Source organism: Lysobacter hankyongensis, from assembly GCF_039543145.1.
Lineage (GTDB): Bacteria > Pseudomonadota > Gammaproteobacteria > Xanthomonadales > Xanthomonadaceae > Lysobacter_I > Lysobacter_I hankyongensis.
On the sequence record NZ_BAABJE010000005.1, the window covers coordinates 170,721 to 196,453 of the forward strand.

Annotated in this window: 23 protein-coding genes; 7 read left to right on the forward strand and 16 right to left on the reverse strand. The window is 67.0% G+C overall.

Features of this window, described 5'->3' with window-relative positions; all coding sequences use genetic code 11:
• The first annotated feature begins 7 nt into the window (after positions 1-7).
• Positions 8-226 (forward strand): polyprenyl synthetase, encoded by a 219-nt coding sequence (locus tag ABD974_RS06720; protein WP_345302535.1) that lies wholly within the window; start codon positions 8-10, stop codon positions 224-226.
• 166 nt (positions 227-392) lie between these two features.
• Here ABD974_RS06720 and ABD974_RS06725 read toward each other — a convergent pair whose 3' ends face one another.
• From ABD974_RS06725 to icd, 3 genes are all read right to left on the reverse strand, one after another.
• A complete protein-coding gene (locus ABD974_RS06725; protein WP_345302536.1) occupies positions 393-1,481 on the reverse strand; it encodes a S1 family peptidase in 1,089 nt (362 codons plus the stop codon).
• A 318-nt stretch (positions 1,482-1,799) separates the two neighbouring features.
• Positions 1,800-3,611 (reverse strand): SLC13 family permease, encoded by a 1,812-nt coding sequence (locus ABD974_RS06730; RefSeq protein WP_345302537.1) that lies wholly within the window; start codon positions 3,609-3,611, stop codon positions 1,800-1,802.
• A 144-nt stretch (positions 3,612-3,755) separates the two neighbouring features.
• A complete protein-coding gene (gene icd, locus ABD974_RS06735) occupies positions 3,756-5,084 on the reverse strand; it encodes an NADP-dependent isocitrate dehydrogenase (protein WP_345302538.1) in 1,329 nt (442 codons plus the stop codon).
• Positions 5,085-5,415: 331 nt separating this feature from the next.
• Here icd and ABD974_RS06740 point away from each other — a divergent pair, with 331 nt between their 5' ends.
• The 4 genes from ABD974_RS06740 (at position 5,416) to ABD974_RS06755 (ending at position 9,942) form a co-directional block, all read left to right on the forward strand.
• The gene (locus tag ABD974_RS06740; RefSeq protein WP_345302539.1) at positions 5,416-6,606 is read left to right on the forward strand and encodes a S1 family peptidase; all 1,191 of its coding nucleotides are present in this window, start codon (positions 5,416-5,418) and stop codon (positions 6,604-6,606) included.
• Between the two features lie 193 nt (positions 6,607-6,799).
• Entirely contained in the window at positions 6,800-7,960 is a 1,161-nt protein-coding gene (locus ABD974_RS06745) for an NAD-dependent epimerase/dehydratase family protein (protein WP_345302540.1), read from the forward strand.
• A gap of 379 nt (positions 7,961-8,339) precedes the next feature.
• A complete protein-coding gene (locus tag ABD974_RS06750) occupies positions 8,340-9,272 on the forward strand; it encodes a restriction endonuclease (RefSeq protein WP_345302541.1) in 933 nt (310 codons plus the stop codon).
• Between the two features lie 142 nt (positions 9,273-9,414).
• The gene (locus ABD974_RS06755; protein ID WP_345302789.1) at positions 9,415-9,942 is read left to right on the forward strand and encodes an REP-associated tyrosine transposase; all 528 of its coding nucleotides are present in this window, start codon (positions 9,415-9,417) and stop codon (positions 9,940-9,942) included.
• 54 nt (positions 9,943-9,996) lie between these two features.
• On the opposite strand, the gene ABD974_RS06760 is transcribed toward ABD974_RS06755, so the two are convergent.
• The 9 genes from ABD974_RS06760 to ABD974_RS06800 form a co-directional block, all read right to left on the reverse strand.
• Entirely contained in the window at positions 9,997-10,701 is a 705-nt protein-coding gene (locus ABD974_RS06760) for a UPF0149 family protein (RefSeq protein WP_345302542.1), read from the reverse strand.
• Positions 10,702-10,856: 155 nt separating this feature from the next.
• On the reverse strand, positions 10,857-11,438 hold the full coding sequence (locus ABD974_RS06765) for a nucleotidyltransferase family protein (RefSeq protein ID WP_345302543.1): 582 nt from the start codon (positions 11,436-11,438) through the stop codon (positions 10,857-10,859).
• Positions 11,435-12,412, reverse strand: a complete 978-nt coding sequence (locus ABD974_RS06770; protein ID WP_345302544.1) for an XdhC family protein — start codon at positions 12,410-12,412, stop codon at positions 11,435-11,437. Before ABD974_RS06770 ends, ABD974_RS06765 begins: the two co-directional genes overlap by 4 nt.
• A 27-nt stretch (positions 12,413-12,439) precedes the next feature.
• Positions 12,440-14,656 (reverse strand): xanthine dehydrogenase family protein molybdopterin-binding subunit, encoded by a 2,217-nt coding sequence (locus ABD974_RS06775; RefSeq protein ID WP_345302545.1) that lies wholly within the window; start codon positions 14,654-14,656, stop codon positions 12,440-12,442.
• Between the two features lie 13 nt (positions 14,657-14,669).
• Positions 14,670-15,134, reverse strand: coding sequence for a (2Fe-2S)-binding protein (locus tag ABD974_RS06780; protein ID WP_345302546.1), 465 nt, complete (start codon positions 15,132-15,134; stop codon positions 14,670-14,672).
• Positions 15,135-15,331: 197 nt separating this feature from the next.
• Positions 15,332-15,847 carry a hypothetical protein gene (locus ABD974_RS06785; RefSeq protein WP_345302547.1) on the reverse strand — a complete coding sequence of 172 codons (516 nt, stop codon included), beginning with the start codon at positions 15,845-15,847 and terminating at the stop codon, positions 15,332-15,334.
• Positions 15,848-15,932: 85 nt separating this feature from the next.
• Positions 15,933-16,292 (reverse strand): LysM peptidoglycan-binding domain-containing protein, encoded by a 360-nt coding sequence (locus ABD974_RS06790; RefSeq protein WP_345302548.1) that lies wholly within the window; start codon positions 16,290-16,292, stop codon positions 15,933-15,935.
• Positions 16,293-16,398: 106 nt separating this feature from the next.
• Positions 16,399-17,229 carry an NADPH-dependent 7-cyano-7-deazaguanine reductase QueF gene (queF, locus tag ABD974_RS06795; RefSeq protein ID WP_345302549.1) on the reverse strand — a complete coding sequence of 277 codons (831 nt, stop codon included), beginning with the start codon at positions 17,227-17,229 and terminating at the stop codon, positions 16,399-16,401.
• A gap of 137 nt (positions 17,230-17,366) precedes the next feature.
• Complete coding sequence (locus ABD974_RS06800; protein ID WP_345302550.1) at positions 17,367-18,686, reverse strand: amidohydrolase; 1,320 nt, start codon at positions 18,684-18,686, stop codon at positions 17,367-17,369.
• Positions 18,687-18,922: 236 nt separating this feature from the next.
• On the opposite strand from ABD974_RS06800, the gene ABD974_RS06805 reads away from it, so the two are divergent.
• Together ABD974_RS06805 and ABD974_RS06810 are read left to right on the forward strand one after the other, a co-directional pair.
• Positions 18,923-20,269, forward strand: coding sequence for an APC family permease (locus tag ABD974_RS06805; protein ID WP_345302551.1), 1,347 nt, complete (start codon positions 18,923-18,925; stop codon positions 20,267-20,269).
• 410 nt (positions 20,270-20,679) lie between these two features.
• The gene (locus ABD974_RS06810) at positions 20,680-22,167 is read left to right on the forward strand and encodes a hypothetical protein (RefSeq protein WP_345302552.1); all 1,488 of its coding nucleotides are present in this window, start codon (positions 20,680-20,682) and stop codon (positions 22,165-22,167) included.
• 234 nt (positions 22,168-22,401) lie between these two features.
• Here the strand turns inward: ABD974_RS06810 and ABD974_RS06815 are convergent, their stop codons facing one another.
• The 4 genes from ABD974_RS06815 to ABD974_RS06830 form a co-directional block, all read right to left on the reverse strand.
• Positions 22,402-23,148, reverse strand: a complete 747-nt coding sequence (locus ABD974_RS06815) for a hypothetical protein (protein WP_345302553.1) — start codon at positions 23,146-23,148, stop codon at positions 22,402-22,404.
• A 2-nt stretch (positions 23,149-23,150) separates the two neighbouring features.
• On the reverse strand, positions 23,151-24,416 hold the full coding sequence (locus ABD974_RS06820) for an ammonium transporter (RefSeq protein ID WP_345302554.1): 1,266 nt from the start codon (positions 24,414-24,416) through the stop codon (positions 23,151-23,153).
• A 237-nt stretch (positions 24,417-24,653) separates the two neighbouring features.
• A complete protein-coding gene (locus ABD974_RS06825) occupies positions 24,654-25,004 on the reverse strand; it encodes a lipid-A-disaccharide synthase N-terminal domain-containing protein (RefSeq protein WP_345302555.1) in 351 nt (116 codons plus the stop codon).
• A gap of 2 nt (positions 25,005-25,006) precedes the next feature.
• Complete coding sequence (locus ABD974_RS06830) at positions 25,007-25,729, reverse strand: glycosyltransferase family 2 protein (protein WP_345302556.1); 723 nt, start codon at positions 25,727-25,729, stop codon at positions 25,007-25,009.
• Positions 25,730-25,733: the final 4 nt, after the last annotated feature.

A 25,733-nucleotide genomic window follows, 5' to 3' on the forward strand; every position in this document is an offset into this window, starting at 1 on the left:
ACGCACCATGGATATCAAAGCTCTTCTGACTGCGGCCTTGCGCGAAGCGGGTTACGGGCCTGACGCCATCGGCTCCGCGATGCCGAGGCTGCTGCGCATTCTGGAAGCCGAGGATGTGCGTATCGAGATGGGCCGCAAACTCTCGCGCAAGGAGCGCGAATACGTGCGCCTTCAGCTTGAACTCGGACTCGGCGTCTCGGAAATCGTCGCAGCCTTGAAGAAGTGAGCGACGGCGGTGCGTGCAGCGAGTAGCCCGGGTAAGGCCGAAGGCCTTACCCGGGGCTTTTGATCTTGAACCAGCATAGAGTTTGACCGCTTGCGTTCTCCCGGGTGCGTGCTGTGCACTTACCCGGGCTACTCGCTGAGGCCAATTTAATATGGAGTTTAATTTATCAAGATTGATGGTCGGAGCTGCCAAGCATGAAGTCTTGTCCGCCTAATCGATGACTTACCCAGCCAACAATGTAGTCAGCGCCTAGCCGAATTCGTGCTTGCTCAGCTTCTGCTCTCGATGGCTTTACATCCGCTAGATGCCAGTTATTGGGGTTGTAAACCCCAAATCCCCTTCTACAACAGGGGTTATCGCTATCCAAGGTGGGAGCTAAGTGTGATGCTTCCGGTATGAAGCTAAAACAAGTTGCATAGCCTCTACCAGGTTCTCCTTCGCTTGGAAGCAAGGAATAACTGACCACTCCGATCACATGTCCCTGTCGATTAAATACTGGGCCGCCGCTCATTCCAGAACGCCATTCAGCTTCAACCTCAAAGACCGGGGTCGGACGAGCTCTGCCTCGTCCGTTAGGAAAAAGGTTGGTTATTGTTCCGTACACGCCGAACATACCTTCCTCTAAATAACGTTCGACCTCTTCTCCATCCATGGCGCGGAAATCGAGATCTGGATAACCCACGGCGAAGACAGTCTCACCGATCTCAGGATACCAATGGAAATCCACGGGAACAGCGTGTAAGGAAGGGGCCTTCTGATCAAGAAAAGCCGTTATACCTGCCAAGTCCGGTCCAACGTGATAGCGCTGTGCGCCCCTTAAAACCTCCAAAGGATCTCTGTCGCTTTCCTCAACAATTGCATCTATTCGATTGATCGGAGCCCAACATGCTTCGGGAATGCCGACAGTTCCAAATGCCAAGCCGTAGCCAAGCAGAACGGCTGCATGTGGTGACTGACTGATGTCAACTTGAATTAACGAGTCTGGCTGAATCTGAGATAGGTGCCGTTCGCGGGTATAGTCCACGACGTGATCAGCTGTGAGCAGTCGGCCCCAGCCATCAACGTGGAAAGCAGTACCGACGCCAAGTGCGCTGCCATCAGGATTGCGCTGGAAAACGGGCACGATTGCGCGGCGCAGACCAAAGGGGTCGTGAATTGGGAACGGAGAGCCGGGAGCGGCATTTTCACCATAAGGATGCTTGGGAGAGTGGGCTTTAAAAGCCTCAAACGTGTTGGGCGTAAAAGAGGCAGACATGCATCATTCTCGGGCAAGCTCATTTCAGGGAAAAAGCGCAGTCGCTAGCACTCTAATCCTAGCCGCTTTTTTCTACACCGAAGATTCCGTCAAACAGCGGTTAAAATACGGTATTTACTGCAACCAAGTAACCCGTAGGCTGGGTCATCGACCCAGCATTCATAGAGCCATGCCTGAACCTGCGTACAAAGCGCCCGACTTACTAAGGTGATCGGACGATGGGCGGCTTCGGTAGAGCGGCCTTCAGGCCGCTGTTCTTTGCGATAGAAGCAGCGGCCTGAAGGCCGCTCTACCGGCACGACATGCGACAGACGCCGCTCACATCGGCAGCAGCGGCCCACCCAGCCAGATCCAGCGTGCGAGCCAGGCGGTGGTCAGCGCGATCATCAGCGTCAGCGGTGCGCCGACGCGGATGAAGTCGGCGAAGGTGTACTTGCCGGGGTTGAGGATCAGCAGGTTGCCGTGGTGGCCGATGGGCGTGAGGAACGAGGCCACCGCGCCCACCGCCGTGCACACGACGAACGGCGTCGGCGGCAGGCCCAGGCCTTCGGCCAGCGCCAGCGCGATCGGGCTCAACAACACGGTGGTGGCGGCGTCGGAGAGGATCTGGGTCAGCAGCGCGGCGGCGCCGAACATCACCAGCAGCAGGGTGAGCGGCGACCAGTGCGCGGCGTGATCGAGCAGGAACGCGGCGAACAACGATGCGGTGCCGGTGCGTTCCATGGCGATGCCCAGCGGGATCACGCCGGCGATCATCACGAAGATGCGCACGTCGATCTCGCGATAGGCCTGCTCCACGCCGACGCAGCGCGTGAGCACCATCGCCGCCGCGCCGGCCAGAAACGCGATCTGGGGCTGCAGCAGTTCGGTGGCGGAGGCGACGATCGCCGCGGCCATGATCAGCAGCGCGACCGGTGCGCGGCTGCGGGTCTTCTTCTGTCCGTCGAACGGCATCAGCATCAGGAAGCCGTGATGCGAGGCCAGCTGTTCGTAGTTCTGCTGGCGGCCCCACAGCACGAGGAGGTCGCCCTCCTGCAGCGGCATTTCGGACAATTCGCCGTGCAGCCAGCCTTCCTTGCGCCACAGGCCCACGACCACCACCCCGAGGCTGCGCAGGAAGTCGACGCTGGCCACGCTCTGGCCGATGAACTCCGAGTGCGGCGCCACGATCGCCTGCACCAGCTGTTCCTCGCCCAGCAGCTCGGGCTTGTGACCGGCGTCGGGCTTCTCGCCGTACTTGGCGACCGCATGCAGCGCGAGCCCGGGTTCGTCCTTGATCGACGCGATCTCGTCCGGCGAGGCCCGCACCAGCAGCACGTCGCCGGCCTCGAACGGACTGTCGGTGTTCTGGTGTCTGCGGCGCATGCCGTGCCGCAGCCAGTCCACCACCTGCAGGCGGTCGCCGAAGGTCTTCTCGAACGCGGCGCGGGACTTGCCGATCCACGGCGATTCGGCTTCCACCACCAGCTCGGTGTAATAGCGCTCCAGGCGCAGGTAATCGGACTGGGTGGATTCGCCGCTGCGTTTGGGCACCAGCCAGCGCGCCAGCAGCATGTACGTGGTGCCGAGCAGCACCAGCGCGGCGCCGATCGGGGTGATCGCGAAGATGTCCAGCGACGGTTGGCCGTCGCGTTCGAGCAGATCGTTGGCCAGCAGGAACGCGGGGGCGCTGATCAGGGTCAGCGTGGTGCCCAGCGATGCGGCCAGCGACATCGGCATCAACAGGCGGGAGGTCGCCAGTTTCTGGTCGCGTGCGAGGCGCATCAGGATCGGCAGCATCATCGCGGTAATCATCACGTGATGCGAGAACGCCGCGAGCGCCGCGGTCGCGGGCATCACCACCGCGATCGTGCGCCATTCGCTGCCGCCGGCGGCGCGCGCGATCCACGCGCCGATGCGATCGGTGATGCCGGTCGCCGACAGTCCCGCGGAGAGCACGAAGACCGCCGCCACGATGATCGCGGGGTCGCTGGAGAAGCCGGACAGCGCCTGCTTCGGGTCGAGGATGCCGGTGAGCGTCAGCGCCAGCAGCGTCAGCATCGCCACCAGATCCACGCGCAGCTTTTCGCTGACGAACAGCGCCAGCGTGGCGGTCAGGATGACCAGGAACAGGGCTTGTTGCGCGTCCATGAGCCAACCCTAGCCGATCTGCGGCGTCATGCGTGAGTGCGCCCGTGCCGAACCGGTGCGGGCGCGGGACATGCGGGCAGGTTCCATCCCCCGCAATGCAAAGCGCCCGGCGTCGACCGGGCGCTTTGCGTACCGCCAGCGGCATCAGAGATGCTTGATGATCTCGTCCGCGAACTCGCTGCACTTCACTTCGGTGGCGCCGTCCATCAGGCGGGCGAAGTCGTAGGTGACGCGCTTGCTGCCGATCGCGCCATCCATCGCCTTGATGATCGCGTCGGCCGCTTCGGTCCAGCCCATGTAACGCAGCATCATCTCGCCCGACAGGATCACCGAACCCGGGTTGACCTTGTCGAGGTCGGCGTACTTCGGCGCGGTGCCGTGGGTGGCTTCGAACACGCCGTGGCCGGTGACCGTGTTGATGTTCGCGCCCGGCGCGATGCCGATGCCGCCGACCTGCGCGGCCAGCGCGTCGGACAGGTAGTCGCCGTTGAGGTTGAGCGTGGCCGAGACGTCGTATTCCTTCGGACGCAGCAGGATCTGCTGCAGGAAGGCGTCGGCGATGGCGTCCTTGATCACGATGCCGGCGCCGGGACGGCCCTCGGGAATCACGTGCCACGGGCCGCCGTCGAGTTCGACCGCGCCGAAGAAGTCGCGCGCGACCTTGTAGCCGAAGTCGCGGAACGCGCCTTCGGTGAACTTCATGATGTTGCCCTTGTGGACCAGGGTCACCGACTTGCGCTTGTTCTCGATCGCATACGCGATCGCGCTGTGCACCAGACGCTCGGTGCCCAGGTAGGACACCGGCTTGATGCCGACGCCGACCTGCACCGGGAGGTCGCGCGCCGGGGCGCCGATGCCTTCGAGCGCCTTGTTCCACTCGTCGGTCTTCGCCTTGGTGCCGAAACGGATCTTGTCGAAGCCCTTGGGGAATTCCTTCTGCAGGAAATCCAGCACCTTCTGCGCGTCGGCCGAACCCGGTTCGAACTCGATGCCGGCGTAGATGTCCTCGGTGTTCTCGCGGAAGATCACCATGTCGACGTCGCCCGGCTTCTTCACCGGCGAAGGCACGCCTTCGAACCAGCGCACCGGGCGCAGGCAGACGAACAGGTCGAGCATCTGGCGCAGCGCGACGTTGAGCGAGCGGATGCCGCCGCCGACCGGCGTGGTCAGCGGGCCCTTGATGCTGACGAGATATTCGCGGCAGGCCTCGACGGTGGCGTCGGGCAGCCAGTTGCCGGTGGCGTTGAACGCCTTTTCGCCGGCCAGGACTTCCATCCACTCGATCTTCTTCGCGCCGCCGTAGGCCTTGGCGACCGCGGCGTCCAGCACGCGCACGCTGGCGCGCCAGATGTCCGGACCGGTGCCGTCGCCTTCGATGAACGGGATGATCGGACGATCCGGAACGACCAGCCCGGTCGGGGTCTTGGTGATCTTGGCGCCGCCAGCGGGCACCGTGGGGGTGAAGTCGGCCATACGCTCTCCATGAAGGCCGACGGTGGTGTCGGCCAAGACCGCTATTGTCGCGGGTCCGGGGGGGTGGGGGAAAGGCCCGCGCCATACGCACGCGGATTGCTGCGCCGCACACGCCGGCAGGCATATTGAGATGCATTTTCGATTGCATGCGTTCTGAGAGCGCAGGCACGTCCTGACCATCGGCGCATGCGGTAGGGTCGCGCGGTGCCGGCGAACAGGATGCCGGCGCCGACCGCCGCCGGCCTGTCCGGACGCGTGGCCGATCTTCCGCGATGCCACATCCATCGACGCCACATCCATCGATGCCACATCCATTCAAGGAGCGAAGTCCATGTCTCATCCGCATCACCGCCGTCCCGCCCGCCGCACCGCCATCGCGCTGTCGCTCGCCGTCGCCGCGTTCGCCATCGGCAACGTGTCCGCCGCCGAGCGCGAGCCGGTCCTCAGCAAGGTCGTCGCCAACGCGATGAAACGCGACCTCGGCATGAACGACGCGCAGCTCGCGCAGTACTTCAACGCCGAGCGCACCGCTTACGTCAACGAAGCGCGCGTGACCAAACAGCTGGGCGACCGCTATGCCGGCAGCTGGCTGGAGCGCGGTGCCGACGGCAATTACCGCTACGTCGCCGCGACCACCGGCTCGACCAAGGCCGCGAACGTGGGCGGCATCGAAGTGCGCCAGCATCGCTACACCCTGCGCCAGCTGCGCAACGCCGCGGCGGAGCTCGATGCCATCCACGCCGGCACGATGCAGAAGAGCCGCCTGAGCGGCGTGCATGCCTGGGCCGTGGACGTGCCGAACAATCGCGTCGTGGTGACCGTCGCCGCGGGCCATGCGCTGCGCGCGGCCGACTTCGTCGCGGCCAGCAGCATCGATCCGGACATGATCCGTTTCGAACTCTCGCCGTACCAGGCGCCCACGCCGTTCCTCAACGTGATCGGCGGCAGCGAGTACCAGTCGGGCGGCGGCCTGTGCTCGATCGGCTTTTCGGTGACCCGCGGCGCCACCAAGGGCTTCGCCACGGCTGGCCATTGCGGCGGCGTCGGCACCCAGGTGCGGCTGTCGGGCACGCTGGTCGGTTCGGTGCAGGGCCAGTTCTACCCGAGCGGCGATCAGGCCTGGGCGAACGTGCGCAGTACCGACACCCTGTTCGGCCAGGTGACCAAGTACAACGGCACCGTGCAGCGCGTGCTGGGCAGCACGGTGGCGCCGATCGGCGCGGCGGTCTGCCGGTCCGGCCGCACCACCGGCTGGCGCTGCGGCACCATCGTGTCCTACAACAACTCGGCCAACTACGGCACGGGCGTGGTGAACGGTCTGACCCGTTCCACCGCCTGCGCCGGCCAGGGCGACTCCGGCGGTTCTTGGATCACCGGTGCCGGCCAGGCCCAGGGCGTGACCTCGGGCGGCCAGCTGCCCGCCGGCAGCAGCAACAACTGCGGCGTCGCCAGCCCGATCACCTGGTTCCAGCCGATCAACCCGATCCTCAGCCGCTTCGGCCTGACCCTGGTTCTCGGTTGATCGTTCGCGTCGCCGACGCGTCGATGCGCGATGCCCCGGAGCGATCCGGGGCATCGTCTTTCCGAGCCGGCCTTTCCGCAGCAGGCATTTCGCGCAGGGCGATCGCGCGCGCTGACTTCCGGCACGGGTCGTGGGCATCGTTTCGGAGAACGATGCGGCATCCGCTTCCGTCATCGATCCCCGGAGCACCCGCATGACGCTGCAACGACGCGATGTCCTGAAACTCGGTGCCCTCGGGCTGGCCGCGGCCGCCGTCGGCGCGCACGCCTCGGCACAGACGACGGTCCCGGCGAAGGCCGGCGCACCGCTCGACCTGCTGATCCTCGGCGGCACCGGTCTCACCGGTCCGCACCAGGTGCGCTATGCGCTGGCGCGCGGGCATCGGGTCACGATCTTCAACCGCGGCCGCAAGCAGCGCGAATGGCCCGGCCACGTCGAACAACTGCTCGGCGATCGCGACATCAACGACTACGCCGCATTGAATGCCGAAGTCGCGAAGGGCCGGCGCTGGGACGTGGTCATCGACAACCCGAGCAGCGTGCCGGCGTGGATCCGCGACGCGGCGAAGGTGCTCAAGGGCCACGTCGGCGCCTACACCATGATTTCCAGCCTGTCGGCCTACGCCGGCAACGCGATTCCCGGCGAAGACGAGGACGCGCCGCTCGCGTCCTTCGACGGGGATCCGCTGCAGGAAACGATGGCGACGCTGCGCGCCGACATGGGCAAATATTCCGGATTGAAGGCGGCGACCGAGGCGGAGACGCGCAAACACTTCGGCGCGAACGCGACGATCATTCGCCCCGGGCTGATCGTGGGCCCCGGCGACGAGACCGATCGGTTTACCTATTGGCCGCTGCGCATGCGCCGCGGCGGCGACGTGCTGTGTCCCGGCGACGGTCGCGATCCGGTGAAATTCATCGACGCGCGCGACCTCGGCGAATGGATGATCCGCCTTGCCGAACGGAAGGCGCGCGGCGCGTTCAACGCCATCGGCCCGGACTACGCGCTCGACACCGCCGCGATGCTCTACGGCATCCGCGCCTCGACCACGCAGGGCGCGCGTTTCGTCTTCGTGCCGACCGACTTCCTCGAAGCGCAGAACGTCTCGCCCTGGGGCGACATGCCGGTGTGGGTCCCGGCGACGGGCGATTCCGCGGGTTTCCACACCCGCAGCAACGCCAAGGCGATCGCCGCCGGCCTCACCTTCCGCAGCCTCGCCGACACCGTCGCCGCGACGCTCGAGTGGTACGACGCGCAACCCGAAGACCGCCGCAAGGCCGGCCCGCGTGCGGGCATCAAACCGGAGCGCGAAATCGAAGTGTTGGCGGCGTGGAAGGCGCGACAGGGCGGTTGAGCGCGCGGCGTAGCGCGCAAGGCCACGGAAACTGTCGTTCCGGCGAAGGCCGGGACCGGGCCTTCGTTCTTTAATTCGAAAAAAAAGCGGCGGATGCGGTTCGATCTTCTGTCTTGGTGTCGATTGTGACCCGATTTCATCAGGATAGAGGCACCACCGCGCAAGTCGCCTCTTGATCTGATCTCCAAAACTTATCAAAAAGTGGAGAATCGTATTGTGGCCGGGGATGTCAGACCCGTTCTCCAAATCGAATCGTCGAGAGGTTCTGCGTTGATCTCCTGTTGCGCGCTACGATAGGTTGATACGTTAGAAAATCAGCGACGAAGCGGTCCAACTCGGCGCCCAGATAGTTCCGAAAACGATAGTACGAGAACCTCGAATGACGGTCCCCACCTACGATAAATTCATTGAACCCCTGCTGCGCTTTCTTGCGACAAAGCCAGGTGAGGTTCGCGCTGCTGAGGCCCATGATGCGACGGCATCCATGCTCGGAATCTCGGAACAAGATAAGCAAGAGCTTCTGCCCAGCGGTACGCAGCCGATCTACAAAAATAGAGCTGGTTGGGCGCACGATCGACTGAAAAGAGCGGGTCTATCGCGAAGCCCTCGCAGGGGTTACTGGCAACTTACGGAAGAAGGACGAAAATTTGTAACGTCACATCCGTCGCCGCTAACGGCCAAGGAGATCGAACAATTGGCTGTTGGTTTCATGGATGTGCGCCTACGCCCGCCACTTTCGGGTGAATCTCTTGCGGCGGTGGCCTTCGTTCAACCCGTAGAACAAGCCGGCTCTATCGCGAGTCCAGATGAGCGACTCGGGGAAGCGTTAGCCGAACTCCGCCGTTCCGTGGCTGGAGAATTACTCGAGGTTCTCGCAACCGTTTCTCCAAGCTTTTTCGAATCCATAGTTCTGGATTTGCTTCACCGTATGGGCTACGGAGCTAGCCGCTCGGATCTACAACGCGTAGGTGGAAGTGGTGATGGGGGCATCGATGGAATCATTTCTCTGGATAAGCTGGGACTGGAAAAAGTCTATGTGCAGGCAAAGCGCTGGCAGGGTGTTGTTGGTCGCCCAGAGATACAAGCCTTTTATGGCGCTCTTGCAGGGCAACGTGCGCGCAAAGGCGTATTCATCACTACTTCCGGCTATACGACGCAAGCGATCGAATTTGCGCGATCCGTTGAGCATATTGTTCTGGTAGATGGTCCAAGACTTGCCGAGCTGATGATTGACCATGAGGTTGGGGTGTCAGCTCGAACCGTGAAGGTGCCTAAACTCGACAGCGATTACTTTGATGAAGAGTTGACCTAAGCAATACATTCGGAAGCAAAATTACAAATAATCTGTCAGTCTCGTAGCCCGGGTCTCGCCACAGGCGAGACCCGGGGAAACCTCACGGCAACTCCGGAATTTTCCGATGCCGGATGGGTCGCGAAGATCGCATCCTGCGTTGATGGTGCTGTATCGACGCAATCGCGTGCCCGGTGGCACGTATTTCTTCACGCTGACGTTGGCGAACCGCTCCGAGCGGACACTCGTCGAGCAGATCGATGCCTTGCGATGGTCTTTACGGAAGACCCGAGCGGAACGTCCGTTCCAGATCATGGCGATGGTGATCTTGCCGGATCACCTGCACGCCATCTGGCGTCTACCGGAAGGCGATGATGCGTATTCCATACGGTTTTCGGTATTCAAAAGCAGGTTCACTCGGGCCTTGAAAGCTCAGGGTGTTCGCATTCCGCGCTCCAGTCGCGGAGAGCCGGCCGTGTGGGCCAGGGGTTTCTGGGAGCACACGATCCGCAACGACGACGATCTGCGGACGCACGTCGATTACATTCACTACAACCCGGTCAAGCATGGTCTGACCGATCGCGTTTCGGCTTGGCCGTATTCCACATTTCATCGTGATGTCGCGATGGGCGGAACGCATCGCGATTGGGGTGTGGCGCAGGGCAGCGCGCATGCGGGCGACGATGGATGAATGTCGGTCGCCGTTCACCCGGGTCTCGCCGGTGGCGAGACCCGGGCTACGCGATCACGCGCCGTGGCACTTCTTGTACTTCTTGCCGCTGCCGCAGGGGCACGGGTCGTTGCGGTCGGGGGTGATCGCGCGGCGCCGCGGGACGCGCGGGGTCAGGGCGTCGATGCGGTGGTGGTGCAGGTCGGACAGCATGCCGGGCAGCGCGGCGATGATGCCGATGCGCTCCTTGTAGTCGAGCGCGGCGGGTTCCGCGGTGGGATCTTCGCCGAGCACTTCGCCGCTGGCGATGCGGTCGAGCAGATCGAAGATCTCCTCGATCCAGTCGTGCTGGTCGAGCCAGGCGTCCCAGGCGGCTTCGCGCAGCTCGACGCCGCGGAAGAAGCCGAGGGCCCAGTCGTGGCCGACATCGAGTTCGTCGTCGTCGTGTTCGGACGGATCTTCCGGCAGCCACAGCAGCGGCGCGAGGTGATCGGGCAGATCGTCGTCGTGGCGCACGCGCTGTTCGACCATGCGCGCATGCGCGGCGAGCAGCGCGTCGACCTCGGCGGCTTCCTCGGCGTTGTCCCAGCGCGGCGGTTTGCCGCCCCAGACCACCGGTTTCCATTCTTCCGGCGGTACGGTTTCGGGCGAGACCGCCAGCGCGGACAGGAAGCCGTCCAGCGCTTCGAGATTGAAGCCCTTGAACGGCACCGCACGGACGTCGAGCAGATCGGAGAGCCGTTCGAGGCGGGCGTCGTCGAGGAGATCGGTGGCGGACATGGCGGTTCTGCGCGGGGAGACGGCGCATAGGGTAATCGACCCGACGGCGGCCGCGAGCCGCCAAGGCGGATCAATCGCGGCGCAGCGGCGGCGGTTGCGCCGGACGGCGTCGCCACCGGACATGTCCGTGCGTCCGTTTCGATGCTTTCCCGCGCTCAGTCCTGCGGCACGTCCGCGGGCGTGTCGACATCGCCGGGCGGATGCGGCGCGGGATGATCGATGGGGTCGTGCTCGTCGCGCAGCAGCGTGCGCGCGCCCCGGTCGCCGCGCAGGGCCGCGAGCGCGGCGAAGACGGTGCGCGGGAACACGGCCGGCACGCCGCGCACGCCGTCGTAACGCGACGCGATCATCCGCTGCGGATGGGCCGCCGCCAGCGCCAGCAGCGCGCGCAGCCAGGCCGCGTCGACGGTGTACTGTTCGGTCAGCAGCACCAGCAGGCGTTCGATGGCCGGGTCCGCATCGACATGCGCGACCACCGCGCGCAGCGAGGCCGAGAGACCGTCGTCGGCATCGTGCACGTCGACGCGCGCGACTGCCGCCCCCCCGGCCGGAAGGACCAGCGTGCGCCACAGCGCATCGCCGTCGGCGCCGAGCGCCACGATCACCCGCGGCGAGGCCGCGACGGCGGTGTCGAGCGCGCGCTGCAGCAGCGTACGGCCGCGCCATGGCACCAGCGCCTTGGGTCGACCGAGGCGCGAGGAGCGCCCGGCCGCGAGGATCGCGATCGCGGTGTTCATGCCCCGGCCGGCGTCGGGGAGATCGCGCGCGCGTCCGCAGGATGGCAGCGCTCGCGATGGGCCTGCATCGCCTCGGCGAGGATCGACACCGCAAGCTCCTGCGGATCGCGCGCGCGGGGCAACAGCCCCAGCGGGCTGCGCAGCCGCGTCAGCGATGCCGCGTCGACGCCGAGCGCCTGCAGCCGCTCCAGGCGCAGCGCCTGCGCGCGTGGGCTGCCCATCGCGCCGACCAGACAGGCATCGCTGTCGAGCGCGCGCTGCAGGAACGGCAGTTCCCAGTCGTGATCGTGGAACAGGGTGATGGCGGCGGTCCATGCATCGAACGCAGCGTCATCCAGCAGCGGCAGCGCGTGCTGCGCCTGCAGCACATGCAGATCCACGCCCAGCGCGTCCAGCGGCGCCCGCAGGTCGCGCTCCGGGCTGAGCGCGATCACCGCGATGTCGGCCGCGCGGGCCAGCCGGCACATCGCCAGCAGGGTGTCGCCGGCACCGGCCAGCACCAGGCGCAGCGCGGGCATGCGCTGGACGACGACCGCGTCCGTGTCCGCATCTGCGGCCGGCATCGCATCCGACACGCATGCCGGCGGCGATGCCGGATCGCGCCAGCGCAGTGCGAACGGCCTGCGTGCGGCGATCGCCTGCGCGATCGCGTCGACGGTCGCGGCCGGCACCACGCCGTCGAACTGCAGATCCAGTCCGCTGCCGCAGGGCAGGACGATGTCCACGTAGGGCGAGTCTTCGCCGTAGCGCACGCGTCGGCTCACGCCTTCGTCCAGCGCGCGCCGCGCGTCCTCGATCACCGACCCGTCGAGACAGCCGCCGGAGAACGAACCGGCGACTTCGCCGTTGGCGGTCACCGCCATCTGCGCACCGATCCGGCGCGGGGCCGCACCGTGCAGCCCGACCAGCGTGACCAGCGCGCAGGCTTCGTTCCGCCGTGCGCTGGCGATCAACAGCTCAAGCGCATCCGGCATCGCGCACCGCGGTCATGCCTGGAGGGGTCATGCCTTGAGGAGCGGCAGATCGCGCACGCGCTTGCCGGTGGCCTGGAAGATCGCGTTCGCGACCGCGGGGCCGATCGGCGGCACCGCGCATTCGCCGATGCCGGTCGGCGATGCGGTCGAAGGCAGCATGTGCACCTCGACCGTCGGCATCGCATCGATCCGCAGCACCCGATAGGCATCGTAGTTGCGTGCGGTCGGCGCGCCGTTCTCCAGCGCGATGGCTTCGCCGAGCATCGCGCTCAGACCGAAGCCGGTGCCGCCTTCGATCTGCGCGCGCACCACGTCCGGATTGATCACGGTGCCGCAATCGGACGCCACCACGCAGCGCTCGACGCGGATGCCGCCGTCGGCGGTCTTCGAGATTTCCGCGACCGTCGCGACGTAACTGCCGAACGACTGATGCACGGCCACGCCGCGGAAGCGGCCGGCCGCGACCGGCTGCGACCAGCCCGCCTTCTCGGCGACCAGCGACAACACCGCGCGTTCGCGCGCGTCCGCCGGCAGCAGCGCCAGCCGCAGCGCCACCGGATCCTGCCCGGTCGCGGTCGCGATCTCGTCGAGCATGGTCTGCATCACGTACGCGGTATGGGTGTGACCGACCGAGCGCCACCACAGCACCGGCACCGGCGATGCCGGATGGGTCATGCGCACGTCGATGTCGGGCAGCGCGTACGGCGTGTCGGCGACGCCTTCGGTCGAGGTCGGGTCGATGCCGTCCTTCATCATCATCGCTTCGAACGGTGTGCCGGCCATGATCGACTGGCCGACGATGTGATGCTGCCAACCGCTGATGCTGCCGTCGGCGCCGAGACCGACGCGGACCCGGTGCAGGTGCAGCGGGCGATAGCGACCGCCGCCCATGTCGGCCTCGCGCGTCCACTGCAGCTTGATCGGTGCGCGGAAATCCAGCGCCTTGGCAATCTCGGTGGCCTCGACGAACACGTCGCAGTCGGCCACCGCGCGGCGGCCGAAACCGCCGCCGGTCTTCATCACGTGCAGGTCGACCTGTTCGGGCTTCACGCCGGCGATCTGCGCGCACGCGGCCTGCACCGCGTCGGGCATCTGCAGCCCGCCGTGGATGTGCAGGCGGTCGCCGTCCTTGTGGATCACCGCGTTCAGCGGTTCCAGCGCCGCGTGCGCGAGATAGGGGAAACGGTAGGTCGCTTCGAGGGTCTTCGCGGCCTTGGCGAGCTTGCCGGCGGCATCGCCGCGCTGCAGCGCGACCTTGCCGTCCTGCTTCGACAGGGCCTCGTATTCGGTGAACATCGCATCGGAAGAGCGGGTTTCCGCGCCGCTGTCGTCCCAGGTCACCTGCAGCGCTTCGCGGCCCTTGATCGCGGCCCAGGTGTTGTTCGCCACCACCGCCACGCCACGACTGATCTGCACCACGTCGACCACGCCCGGCACCGCCTTGGCGGCGGTGGCGTCGAACGACGCGACCTTGCCGCCGAAGCGCGGGCTGTGGGCTACGGTGGCGACCAGCATGCCCGGCAAGCGGATGTCGATGGTGTAGGCCTGGGTGCCGTCGGACTTGGCGCGCGCGTCGATGCGCGTGGTCGCGTCCTTGCCGATCAGCGTCCACGCCTTCGCGTCCTTCAGCGCGACCTCGCCGGGCACCGGCAACGGCGCGGCGGCGGCGATCAGGCTGCCGTAGGGCGCGCGGCGGTCGCTGCCGGCGTGCACGACCTCGCCGTTCGCGGTCGAGAGTTCGCCGATGGCGACCTGCCACTGCTTCGCCGCGGCCTGTTTCAGCAATTCGCGCGCGGCGGCGCCGGCCTTGCGGTAGCGCTCCCACGACGAGGGCATGCTGCTGGATCCGCCGGTGAGCTGGAACGCACCGCCCATCGCGAGATTGCCGTACCACTTCGGATTGCCGGCGCGGCCTTCGACCCGCACCTTGTCCAGCGCCACATCGAGTTCTTCCGCGACCAGCGTCGCCAGGCCGTGATACGAGTTCTGGCCCATGTCGAACTGGCTGGAATACACGGTGACGATGCCGTCGGCGGCGATCGCGATGTAGGCCTCGAAGGGCGAGCCTGCCGAAGGCTTGATCGCGCCACTGGGGGCCGGCGCATCGCTGTCGTCGGCCTGCATGCGGCAACCGACCAGCAGCGCGGAACCCAGCAGGCTCGCGCCGAGCACGAACTGGCGGCGCGACAGCGTGGGCGTCGCGGCGGCGGTGGCCAGGGCGGAGAGTTTGCGACCGTTGAACATGATCCGTTCTCCCTCAGGCGAGCGTGGCGGCCGCGGTCTTGATGGCCGCGCGGATCCGCTGGTAGGTGGCGCAGCGGCAGAGGTTGCCCGCCATCGCCGCATCGATGTCGGCGTCGCCGGGATTGCGGTTGCTTTCCAGCAGCGCGACCGCGGCCATGATCTGGCCGCTCTGGCAGTAGCCGCACTGCGCCACCGCACCGGCGATCCACGCATCCTGTACCGCCTTGGCGACCGGCCCGGTGGCGGTCGCCCCTTCGATCGTGGTGATCGGCTGGCCGACCAGCGCGCTCGCCGGCGTGATGCAACTGCGCATCGGCTGACCGGCGACATGCACGGTGCAGGCGCCGCACTGGGCCATGCCGCAGCCGTATTTGGTGCCGGTCAGTCCGGCGATGTCGCGCAACACCCACAGCAGCGGCATGTCGTCGGGCGCATCCACCGACACCGGCTTGCCGTTGATCGTCAGTTCGAAGGCCATGTCGCACTCCTGGGGCGGGTCGGAAGGGATCGGCGCAAACCGCAAGATCAGGGCGGCCGGGCCACACTAGTCCAATTGCCGGAGGCGTTCCAGTGCGTGGACGGCACGGGTCGTCGCGCCCGCGGGCATGAAAGACGCACAGCAAAAAGGGCGCGACCGAAGCCGCGCCCTCTCGCCGGAATCCGGGACGAAGCGGATCACTTCGCGACGTCGAATTCCTTGGTCTGCACGACGTTGCCGTCGAGGCTGATCGCGACCTTGTACTTGCCGGCCGGCCAGCCGTCGGGCTTGGCGAACTGGAAGTTGGTGGTGCCCTTGTCGGTCATGTTGAGGTCGCGGGTTTCGTCGCTGACCACCATTTCCTCAGTGCCGTTCATGTAGGTCAGCTTGGCGCCGACCTTGCCGGCGACGGTCGCGGCCGGGTCGCTGGTCGACGTGGCGATCGACACGTGCACCGTGTCCTTCGGCTTGAAGCTGGCGGTGGGGGCGGTGACCTTCATCGTCGCGTCGACGGCGCTGCCGACATCGACCGAGGCGATGGATGCGGTCGCCGCAGGCGCGGGGGCCGGTGCCGGCGCGGGTTCGGCGGCGACCGGCGGCGGAGTCGGCGCGGCTTCTTCCTTCTTCTTGCAGCCGACGACGGCGACGCTGCCGATCACGGCGATCAGCAGGACCTGGGAAAGCGTGTTCTTGAACATGTGCGTGCGATTCATGGGTGGGTCCTCGATGCGTCTTGTGGGAATCCTGGGGGCGGAGGCGATGAATACCGGATGAGATCGATTCGAGATCGGTCGCCGATCAGTCGGCCGACGGGTCGTCGAGATCGCCGTCGCCATCGACATCGATCGCCGGCAGCTTGATCGTCTGCCCCGGGAAAATGCGATCGGGGTCTTCGATGGTGTCCCGGTTGGCTTCGTGGATGTGGCGCCAGAACTTGGCCTTGCCGTAGAAGCGCTTGGCGATGTGCGACAGCGTGTCGCCCTTCTCGATGGTGTAGGTCTGTTCGCCGGTACTGCCGCCGCCGCCCTCGCCGCCGACGATCTCTTCGGTGGAGGTGACCGTGGTCTGGACGTTGCTGAAGTCGGGGCGGACCTGTTCGGTGCTGGTCACCGTGGTCTGCACGTTCGAGAAATCGGGTTTCTTGTCGGGTGTGGTCATGGCGGCGGGTTCCTGCCTGGAGGGCGTGTCCACATTGACACGCAGGATGTTAAGAAACCATATCGACGGCGTGTTTTTTTCGCCTCGCCTCGCCGCGCGACCGGGTCTATTGCCGCGCGTCGCGTCCCGCGGCCGGTGCGTCGACATCCGCCGTGGCGCGCCACGGGTTGATGTCCAGCCCGCCGCGACGGGTGTAACGCGCTTCCACCGACAGGGTGTCGGGGCGGCAACGGGCCATCAGGTCGACGAAGATGCGTTCCACGCACTGCTCGTGGAACTCGGCGTGATCGCGGAACGACACCAGGTAGCGCAGCAGTCCGGCGCGATCGATCCGCGGTCCGCGATAGGCGATGCGCACGCCGGCCCAGTCGGGCTGGCCGGTCACCGGGCAGTTGGATTTCAGCAGCGCCGAATGCAGGGTTTCCTCGACGCCGTCGCCATCATCGGCCGCCAGCAGCGTGGCGTCGGGCGGGCCGTAGCGATCGATCGCGATGTCCTGGCCGTCGATGGATTCGGCACCTTCCGCGGCTTCGGCGAACGGCGGCAGGCCGAACACCACTTCGACCGTCGCGCCCGCGGCGGCGGAGAGGTCGGCGATGATCGCCGCGCGCACGTCGCCGGTGGATTCGAAGCGCACGCCGTTGAGCGAGTTCAGATAGAGCTTGAGCGATTTCGATTCGATCAGCTGCGGCGAGGTCGCCGGCACGGTGAGCGTCGCGGTCTCGACCACCGGTTTGCCGCGCGCGTCCAGCCAGCTCAGTTCGTAGGCATGCCAGCGGTCGTGGCCGACGAACGGCGGCGCCGCATCGTCCACGCCGATCTCCGCGCGCGCCTGCGCCCGCGGAATCGGGAACAGCAGCGACGGATCGTAGCGGTCGGGGTACGCGACCTCGCGGCCGAGAGGGATGTCGCCGTGTCTAATGTCGTTCTGATTCATGCGGGTATTATCGCGCACCCGCACTGGTAGAGCGGCCTTCAGGCCGCTGCGCTTCACCACACGAAACAGCGGGCTCAAGCCCGCTCTACCCCTCGTTGCAGCGGCCTGAAGGCCGCTCTACCGTCGACGCTCCCGCGTCAGCCCGCGCCGTGCAGGTAATCCAGCGCCACCTGCAGCATGCCGCGGAAGCCGACATCCAGCGACGATTCGTCGAGGAAGAATTCCGGCGAATGGTTCGACGGCGCCGTGTTCGGGTCCTGGCCCTTCGGCGTCGAGCCGACGAAGAAGAAGAAGCCCGGCACTTCGCGCGCGTAGAACGAGAAATCCTCGGCGCCCATGTTCAGGCCCATCTCGACCACATTGTCCTTGCCGGCCGCGCGCACCAGGCTGGGCAGCATCTTCGCGGTCAGTGCCGGGTCGTTCGTGGTCACCGGATTGCCCTTGGTGTCGGGGATCTGCGCCACCGCGGTGGCGCCGTGCGCGGCGGCCACGTGTTCGGCCACGTTCTGCAGGTCCTTGAACACCGCGGCGCGCATGCCGTCGTCGAAGGTGCGGATGGTGCCGATCAGTTCGACCTGGTCGGGAATGATGTTGTAGCGGATGCCGCCCTTGATCGCGCCGAAGGTGACGACCACCGGCAGCTTCGAGATGTTCTGGCGGCGGCTGACGATCGTCTGCGCGCTGCCGATCACGTCGGCCGCGGCGACGATCGGATCGACCCCGCCCCACGGCCGCGAGCCGTGCGTCTGGCGGCCCTTGATCACGATGTTGAAGCGGTCGGAGGCGGCCATCGCCGGGCCGCTGCGCCAGCCGATCTGGCCGGCGTTGAGGGTGCTGAACACGTGCAGGCCGAACACCGCCTCGGGCTTGAAGTCGCGGAAGATGCCCTGCTTCAGCATTTCCTCGGCGCCGCCTTCCTCGCCGTCCGGCGGGCCTTCCTCGGCCGGCTGGAACACGAACAGCACTTCGCCCGGCAGATCGGCCTTCATCGCCGCGAGCGCCTCGGCCACGCCCATCAGGATCGAGGTGTGGGCGTCGTGGCCGCAGGCATGCATCACGCCGACGGTCTCGCCGCGGAAGGTCGAAGTGGCCTTCGACGCGAACGGCAGGCCGTTGCGTTCGGTCACCGGCAGCGCATCCATGTCGGCGCGGATCGCGATCCGCGGGCCGGGCCTGCCGCCCTTGAGCACCGCGACCACGCCGGTGGTGGCGACGCCGGTCTTCACCTCCAGCCCGAGCGCGCGCAGATGGTCGGCGACCAGTTTCGAGGTGCGCACTTCGCGGTTGCCCAGTTCCGGGTGCTGATGCAGGTCGCGGCGCCAGGCCAGCACCTTCGGCTGCAGCCGCTGCGCCTGCTGCGCCACTTCGGGCCGCACGGCATCGGCGGCGTGCGCGGTCGGTGCGAGGGTCGCGCCGAGCGCGGCGGCGAGGGACAGGGCGAGCAGGGTCGTGCGCATGCGGGGTCTCCGGTGAGTGCGCCCGATGCTAACCCGAACCCGCTGCGGATCGTGGCGGGGCCTGATCAGCCCCCTGTAGGAGCGCCGGAAGGCGCGACGGGTTGCGGAAGATCTTTCCTGGGCCCGTCGCGCCTTCCGGCGCTCCTGCAGTGCCCCGCCGCAGCGCGGCGACGCTCGCCAAACCCGAGGCCGCCGTGCGAGGCTGCGCGCTCCATCCCGTTCCGGATTCCGCGACCATGTCCGATGCGTCCTCCGCCCGCCCGCTGCAGGGCGATGCCGCGCTGATCCGCGCGGTCGGCACCTTCGCGCTGACCGCCGCCGTGATCAACGTGATCATCGGCGGCGGCATCTTCCGGATGCCGTCGGCGCTGGCGACGCAGATGGGCAGCGCGGCGCCGCTCGCGCTGCTGGCGGGTGCGATGGCCATCGTGCCGGTCGCGCTGTGCTTCGCCGCGATCGGCAGCCGCACCCGCGCCACCGGCGGGCCGTACACCTATCTCACCGCGGTGTTCGGGCCGTTCGCCGGCTTCGTCGCCGGTGCGCTGATGTGGATCAGCAATCTCGCCTCCAGCGCCGGCGTCGCCGCGGCGTTCACGGTGCAGGTCGGCACGCTCGCGCCGGTGTTCTCCGATCCGGACAATCCGTGGCCGCGCGCCGCGCTGCTCACCGTGGTCTATGCGCTGCTGTTCGCGCTGAACGCCTTCGGCGTGAAGCTCGGCGCGCGCGCGATCGCGGTGTTGGCCACGCTGAAGCTGGCGCCGCTGTTCCTGCTGGCCGCGGTCGGCATCTTTTTCGTCGACTGGTCGCAGGTGAGTTTTTCCTTCGGCGACGTGCCGTCCGTTTCGGCGCTGGGCGCGTCGATGGTGCTGGTGATGTTCGCGTATTCCGGCATGGAAACCGCGCTGGTGCCCTCGGGCGAGCTGCGCGATCCGTCGCGCAACGTGCCGCGCGCCACCGTCGCCGCGATCCTGCTGGTGGTGCTGCTGTATCTCGGCCTGCAGATCGTCGGCCAAGGTCTGCTCGGCGACGATCTCGCAAAGAGCGGCGTCCCGATCGCCGACACCGCCGCGGCGCTGTGGGCGCCGGGTCGCACCCTGTTGCTGATCACCGCCTGCGTGTCGATGGCCGGTTTCCTGATGGGCAATCTGCTCGGCACCTCGCGACTGGTGTATGCGCTGGGCCGCGACGGCTATCTGCCGTCCGCGTTCGGCAGCGTCACCGCCGCCCATCGCGTGCCGCTGCTGGCGCTGGCCGCGCATGCGGGCATCGCCTGGGCGCTCGCGCTCGGCGGCAGTTTCGACAAACTCGCGCTGATCTCGGGCGGCGCGATCTGCCTCACCTATGCTTTCGTCGCCGCCGCGGCCTGGCGCGCGCAGGCGCGCGATCTGCGCGACGGCGACGCGACGCCGTTCCGGTTGCCCGGTGGCTTCGCGCTGCCGCTGGTCTCGCTCGTGGCGATGGTGGCCATCGTGACCACGCTCAAACCCGACGAATGGCTGGCGATCGGCATCGCGCTGGCCGCGCTGATGCTGGTGTACGGCGTGCTGCACCTGCGTCGTCGCGGGCCCCCTGCCGTGAACTGAACGCGCGCGTGGGCGTGTTCGGTTCAGCCCCGCCGTTCGTCGTCCCGATGCGCGTTGACGGGGGGCAGGGTGTAGCCTGATTTTCTTGACCGGACGCACCGGATCGGACGAACGCTCCGGACGACGATCCTGACGACCCTCCGGAAGGACAGGAAACGCGGCGCGGCCGCGGTTCGAGGAGAAAGACGATGCAGGGATTCTCGCGCGCGGACATCGAAGCCGCCGCTCCGATCACATCGCTCCCATCGCGTATCGCATGCGCCCGCATGCGCGCGGATCCCCCGATCGCCGCGTAAGCGCGATCGCCGCCGGTATCGCGGGTCCGGCTTCCGCCGGATCCGCTGTCCGCCGCCAGCGCATCGCCGGACATCGTCCAGCGCGCCGTCGGCATTCATCCAGGAGAGCATGCCATGAGTACAAGGACTCGCACATCGCACTCGTTGTCCCTTCTCGCGAGCGCCGCATTCGCGGCGTTGCCGCTGTCGGCGGTCGCGCAGAGCTGGGAGGTCTATTCGGGCCTCAATCCGCATCGCGAACAATTGCACGGCGTCGCCGACGTGCAGTTCTGCGCGGGCGGTGGCCAGGTGGCGACCGGCACCCAGACCGTGCCGCCCACCGTGGCCGGATTCAGCAACATCGTGATCGAGCGCAAGAACGCTGCGAACCCCGTCGCCGGACCGTGGCGTTTCAGTTACGACAGCGGCCGTTCCGAAGAAGGTCGCGGCATCGTCGAATACACCGACGGCACCGGTTTCGCGGTCGTCGGCACCTTCGATGCCCTCACCACGCCGGTGCAGACCCATCTGACGATCAGCAAGGTCGACTGCAACGGCAACATGCTCTGGCACCGCAGGTACGGCACCACCGCCGGCAAGCACATCGCCTGGGACATCATCCGCGCGACCACCGGCGACGCCGCGTTCGGCACCGCGCCGGGCGATCTGATCGCGCTGGGCGAATACAACACCGGCACGACCAACTTCGTGCGCGTGGTGCGCGTGCGCAGCAACGGCGCGCTGATCTGGATGCGCGACTACAGCGTGCCGACCGCGCTCGTGCAGTTGACCGGCCGCGGCATCGCCGAAGTGGAAACGCCTTCGCTCGCGGACAATCTGGTGGTCGCCGGCGGCTACGGCAACAACGCCGCGATCTTCCAGATCGACGGCAACAACGGCGCCTTCATCTGCGGTTCGCAACAGCCGGGACAGGGCCTGTCGCGTTTCAACGACATCGCCCGCCACGGCGCCTCCGGCACGACCATCGCGCCCGGGTTCACCGCGGTCGGCGAAACCCGCACCGCATCCACCGCGCTGCCGCAGGCCTATGTCGCCAGTTACCGCAGCACCGGCTGCGCATTGCAGCAACAGGTGCACTGGGGTTCGCCCAACGAAAGCGAAACCGCGCAGGCGGTGACCACCACCCGCGCCACCACCTTCACCACCGTGCCGACCGGGCAATTGCTCATCGTCGGCAATATCGTCGGCGCGTATCTGGGCGCCAACAGCAACGACGTGTGGTCACACCTGATGGTGCCGATCAGTCTCACGCCTTACACCGCGGGCGGTTACACGGGCCAGCGTTACGGCACGCAGGGCGCGGGCTTGGCGGGCGTCGAAACCGTGGCCGATGTCGCCGAAAGCAGCAACGGCGCGCATTTCGTCGGCGCCACCACCAGCAACTGGGATGGCCTGAACGATCCGATCGACGGCTACTCGGTGCGCATGGGCGCCAGCGGCATGAAGACCCTGTGCAGCGTGCCCTGGAGCGGTGCGATCACCGTGCTGACGCCGTTCTCGGCATTGACCGTCACGCCGACGCCGATCAGCCCCTCGACGGCGCTCAGCCCGTTGCCTGCCACGCCGCTGCCGGCGGCGCTGTGCTGCGGCATCGGCCCGTAAAGGCAACACTGAACAAGTCCCTCCAGCACTTGTTCAGTGGTCGCGAGTTCGGGACATGCCCGAACTCGCTCCCGCCGAATCGATCACTTGCGTGATCGATTCGCGCGCGGCACATCCCTGTGCCGCAGCAACACTGACGCTTGCAGTGTTGCCAAAGCATTCTGCGCGCGTCGTCGCGACAGGATCGCACGCGCGTCCGGCTGCGGCCGGGCGCGTGGGCTCGGGTGCCGGCGTTTACAGCAAGCGCTGCGGCGAAAAGAGCGACGCTTCGGGCAGACGCTCCGCGTCCGTCGCGGCCTGGGCCAGCAGGCGGTCGGCCTGCATCGGGCCGATGAAATCGACCGCCAGCAGATACAGCTGGTGCGCGAGGTGGCGCAGGTCTTCCGGCGCCTGCAGCGGCGGCAGGGCGTCCTCCGCGAAGCGCGCGCGCGACCATTGCCTGAGCGCGAGATGCAGGTCGCGGTCGCGTCCGCTGGCGGTGGCGCCGAGATCGTCCACCGCCTGGGCCAGCACATCGCGATGGCGGTCGGCCTTGGCCAGGATCGCGGCCGCGATCGGTTTCGCGAAGGCCTTGAACACCACGCGTTCCGGCGCTTCGAAGCTTGCCGCGGGGACCGGCTCCGGCGGCGGTGCATGGCGCGCCGGCATCGCGGGTGCGGCCACCGCCGGCGCTTCGCCGGTCGGGCCCGGGCCCGCGAGCCAGGCATCGGGCACGCGCGGCAGGCTCTCGTAGGATTGGGTCAGGCCATGGAACAGGCGACGCTGGAAGACCGATTTCTGTTCGCCGGTGAAGCCGGCCGCCGCCGCCACCACCGCGGCGAAGCGGGTGACCACGAAGTGCGCCTCGTGGCCGTGATCGCGCTGCCACAGGTCGAAATACCGGCGGACCTGCTGCGGATCGTGGAAGGTCTCGTTGAGCGCCTGGTAGATCACGCGGCGCCGATAATTCAGCCCCATGCTGCCGCTGTCGTTCGCGGCCATGCTCAGGCCTCGCCGCCCAGATCGCGATGCGTGCGCGCGGCCATGAATTCGCCGTAGCCGATTTCGTAGTGTTCGGTGTAATCCAGACCGCGCTGCTCATGTTCGGTGCTCGCACGCACGCCGATGGTGAGGTGCAGCAGTTTGTAGACCAGCCAGCCCATGCCGAACGCCCAGGCGGCGGCGACCAGCGCCCCGAGCGTCTGCACGCCGATGCGCGAGGGATCGAACAGGTGATCGCGCGCGAACAGGCCGGTCGCGATCGTGCCCCAGAGGCCGCAGAACCCGTGCACGGAGACCGCGTCGACGACATCGTCGATCTTCATCCGCTGCAGCACGGCCGGGCCGACCACGGCGATCGCGCCGCCGATCAGGCTGGTGAGGACCGCGAAACCGGGGTCCATGTATTTCGCGCCCGCGGTGATCGCCACCAGGCCGCCGAGCGCGCCGTTGAGCACGGCCGACATCAGCAGCGGCCGGCGGTGGATGCCGAGCGTCAGCATCGCGCCGACGATGCCCGCGGCCGCACCGAGATGCGTGTTGAGCACGATGATGCCCAGGTCCTTGAAATCCGCATCGGCCGCGCCGCCGTTGAAGCCCAGCCAGCCCACCCACAGCAGGAACGCACCGAGCGCCGCCAGCGGCAGGTTGTGGCCGGGGATCTCCCGCACTTCGCCGGTGCGCGAGAAGCGACCGAGGCGCGGCCCCAGCACCACCAGCGCGCCGAGCGCGGTGAAGCCGCCGATCACGTGGACCGCGGAACCGCCGGCAGTGTCGAGGAAGCCCATCGCGCGCAGCCAGCCGGGATTCTCGGCGGTGCCGCCCCAGACCCAGGCGCCGTACAGCGGATAGATCACGCAGACCATCAGGCCGCTGCCGATCAGATACGGCACGAACCGGATCCGCTCGGCCACCGCGCCGCTGATGATGGTCGCGGCGGTGGCGGCGAAGAAGGTCTGGTACAGCACGTTCACCAGCGACGTGCCCTGGCCGCCGGGGAAGAATTCGCTGATGCCGACCACGCCGTTCCAGCTGACGCCGAACATCAGGCCGAAACCGACCGCCCAGTACGCCAGCGAGGCGATGGCGCAGTCGGTGAAGTTCTTCATGATCACGTTGACCGCGTTCTTGGCGCGGCAGAAGCCGCTTTCCAGCAGCGCGAAGCCCGGTTGCATCATCAGCACCAGCCCCGCGCAGGTCGCGATCCAGACCGAATGCACGACCTCTTCGGTCGTCGTTTGCGCCCATGCCACGGCCGGCGCGAACGCCATCGCCGAAACCGCTCCCACGATCCCCCACCGCTGCCAGCGAGCCATGATTCCCTCACCCGGTTGTCGATACCTCTCCCCAGAGGCCGAGCCGAGACTACACCAATCGATGCCGTGAATCGTATTGCCCGGAGGTACGTTGCGGATGCGCGATCGATCGGGCGCGTGCCCGGCGCGCGTTACATCCGGCGTTTCACGGGCCGTGTCGTTGCGGATGCGCGATCTGTTTCAGCCGCTGTTTCAGTGGCTGTTGCGGTCGCGATCCCAGCCGCGGTGCCTGATGTCCAGATACAGGCTGTAGCACGCGGTGAACGCCGGAAACAGATTCTGGAGGATGCCCACCGAGTCCTGTTTCGACGAGAAAATGAAGTAGCTGAGCGTCATCAGGCTGCCGACGATGCTCATGTACCAGAACAGCCGCGGGATCACCGGCTTGCCGGCGCGCTTGCTGGCGATGAACTGCACCACCCAGCGACTGCCGAACATCAGCGCGCCGGTCAGGCCGATGAGCTTCCACGGCGATGCGTGCAGCCCGGTCCAGGCCAGCCACGGGATCGGCGAATTCATGATGTCCAGGGCGGCCGGTTCCATGCTCACAGCTCCTCGACCGCGGTGCGCTTGCTGCGCACGATCAGCCAGGCCACGCCGCGCAGATCGCGCAGGCCGACGAGCGCGCGGTTGAGGTTGTTGTACTTCGACACGCCGCTGGCGCGATGGCGATGGTTCACCGGCACGCTCACCGTCTTCCAGCCCGCGCGCTGCATCAGCGCCGGCAGATAGCGGTGCATGTGATCGAAGTAGGGCAGATCGAGGAAGGCGTCGCGATCGAACAGCTTGATGCCGCAGCCGGTGTCGGGCGTGGCATCGCGCAGCATGCGGCTGCGGATCGCGTTCGCCCACTTCGAAGCCCAGCGCTTGCTGCCGGTGTCCTTGCGGTCGACGCGCCAGCCGGCGAACAGCTTCACGTCGGCGGCGGATTCGTCGCGTTTGGCGAGCAGCTTCGGAATGTCGGCCGGGTCGTTCTGGCCGTCGCCGTCGAGGGTCGCGATCCACGCGCCGCGCGCGGCCTTCACGCCGGTGCGCACCGCGGTGCTCTGCCCGCTCTGGCTCACGTGCCTGATCACGCGCAGTTCCGGGACGTCGGCCTTGAGCTTTTTCAACACATCGAGGGTGTCGTCGCGCGAACAGTCGTCGACGTAGACGATCTCGAACGCGACGAGCCCCCGCAACGCGGCGGTGATTTCGTTGATCAGGGGCGTCACGTTGTCGCGCTCGTTGAACACGGGGACGACGACGGAGAGGTGGGGTTGGATCATGGGT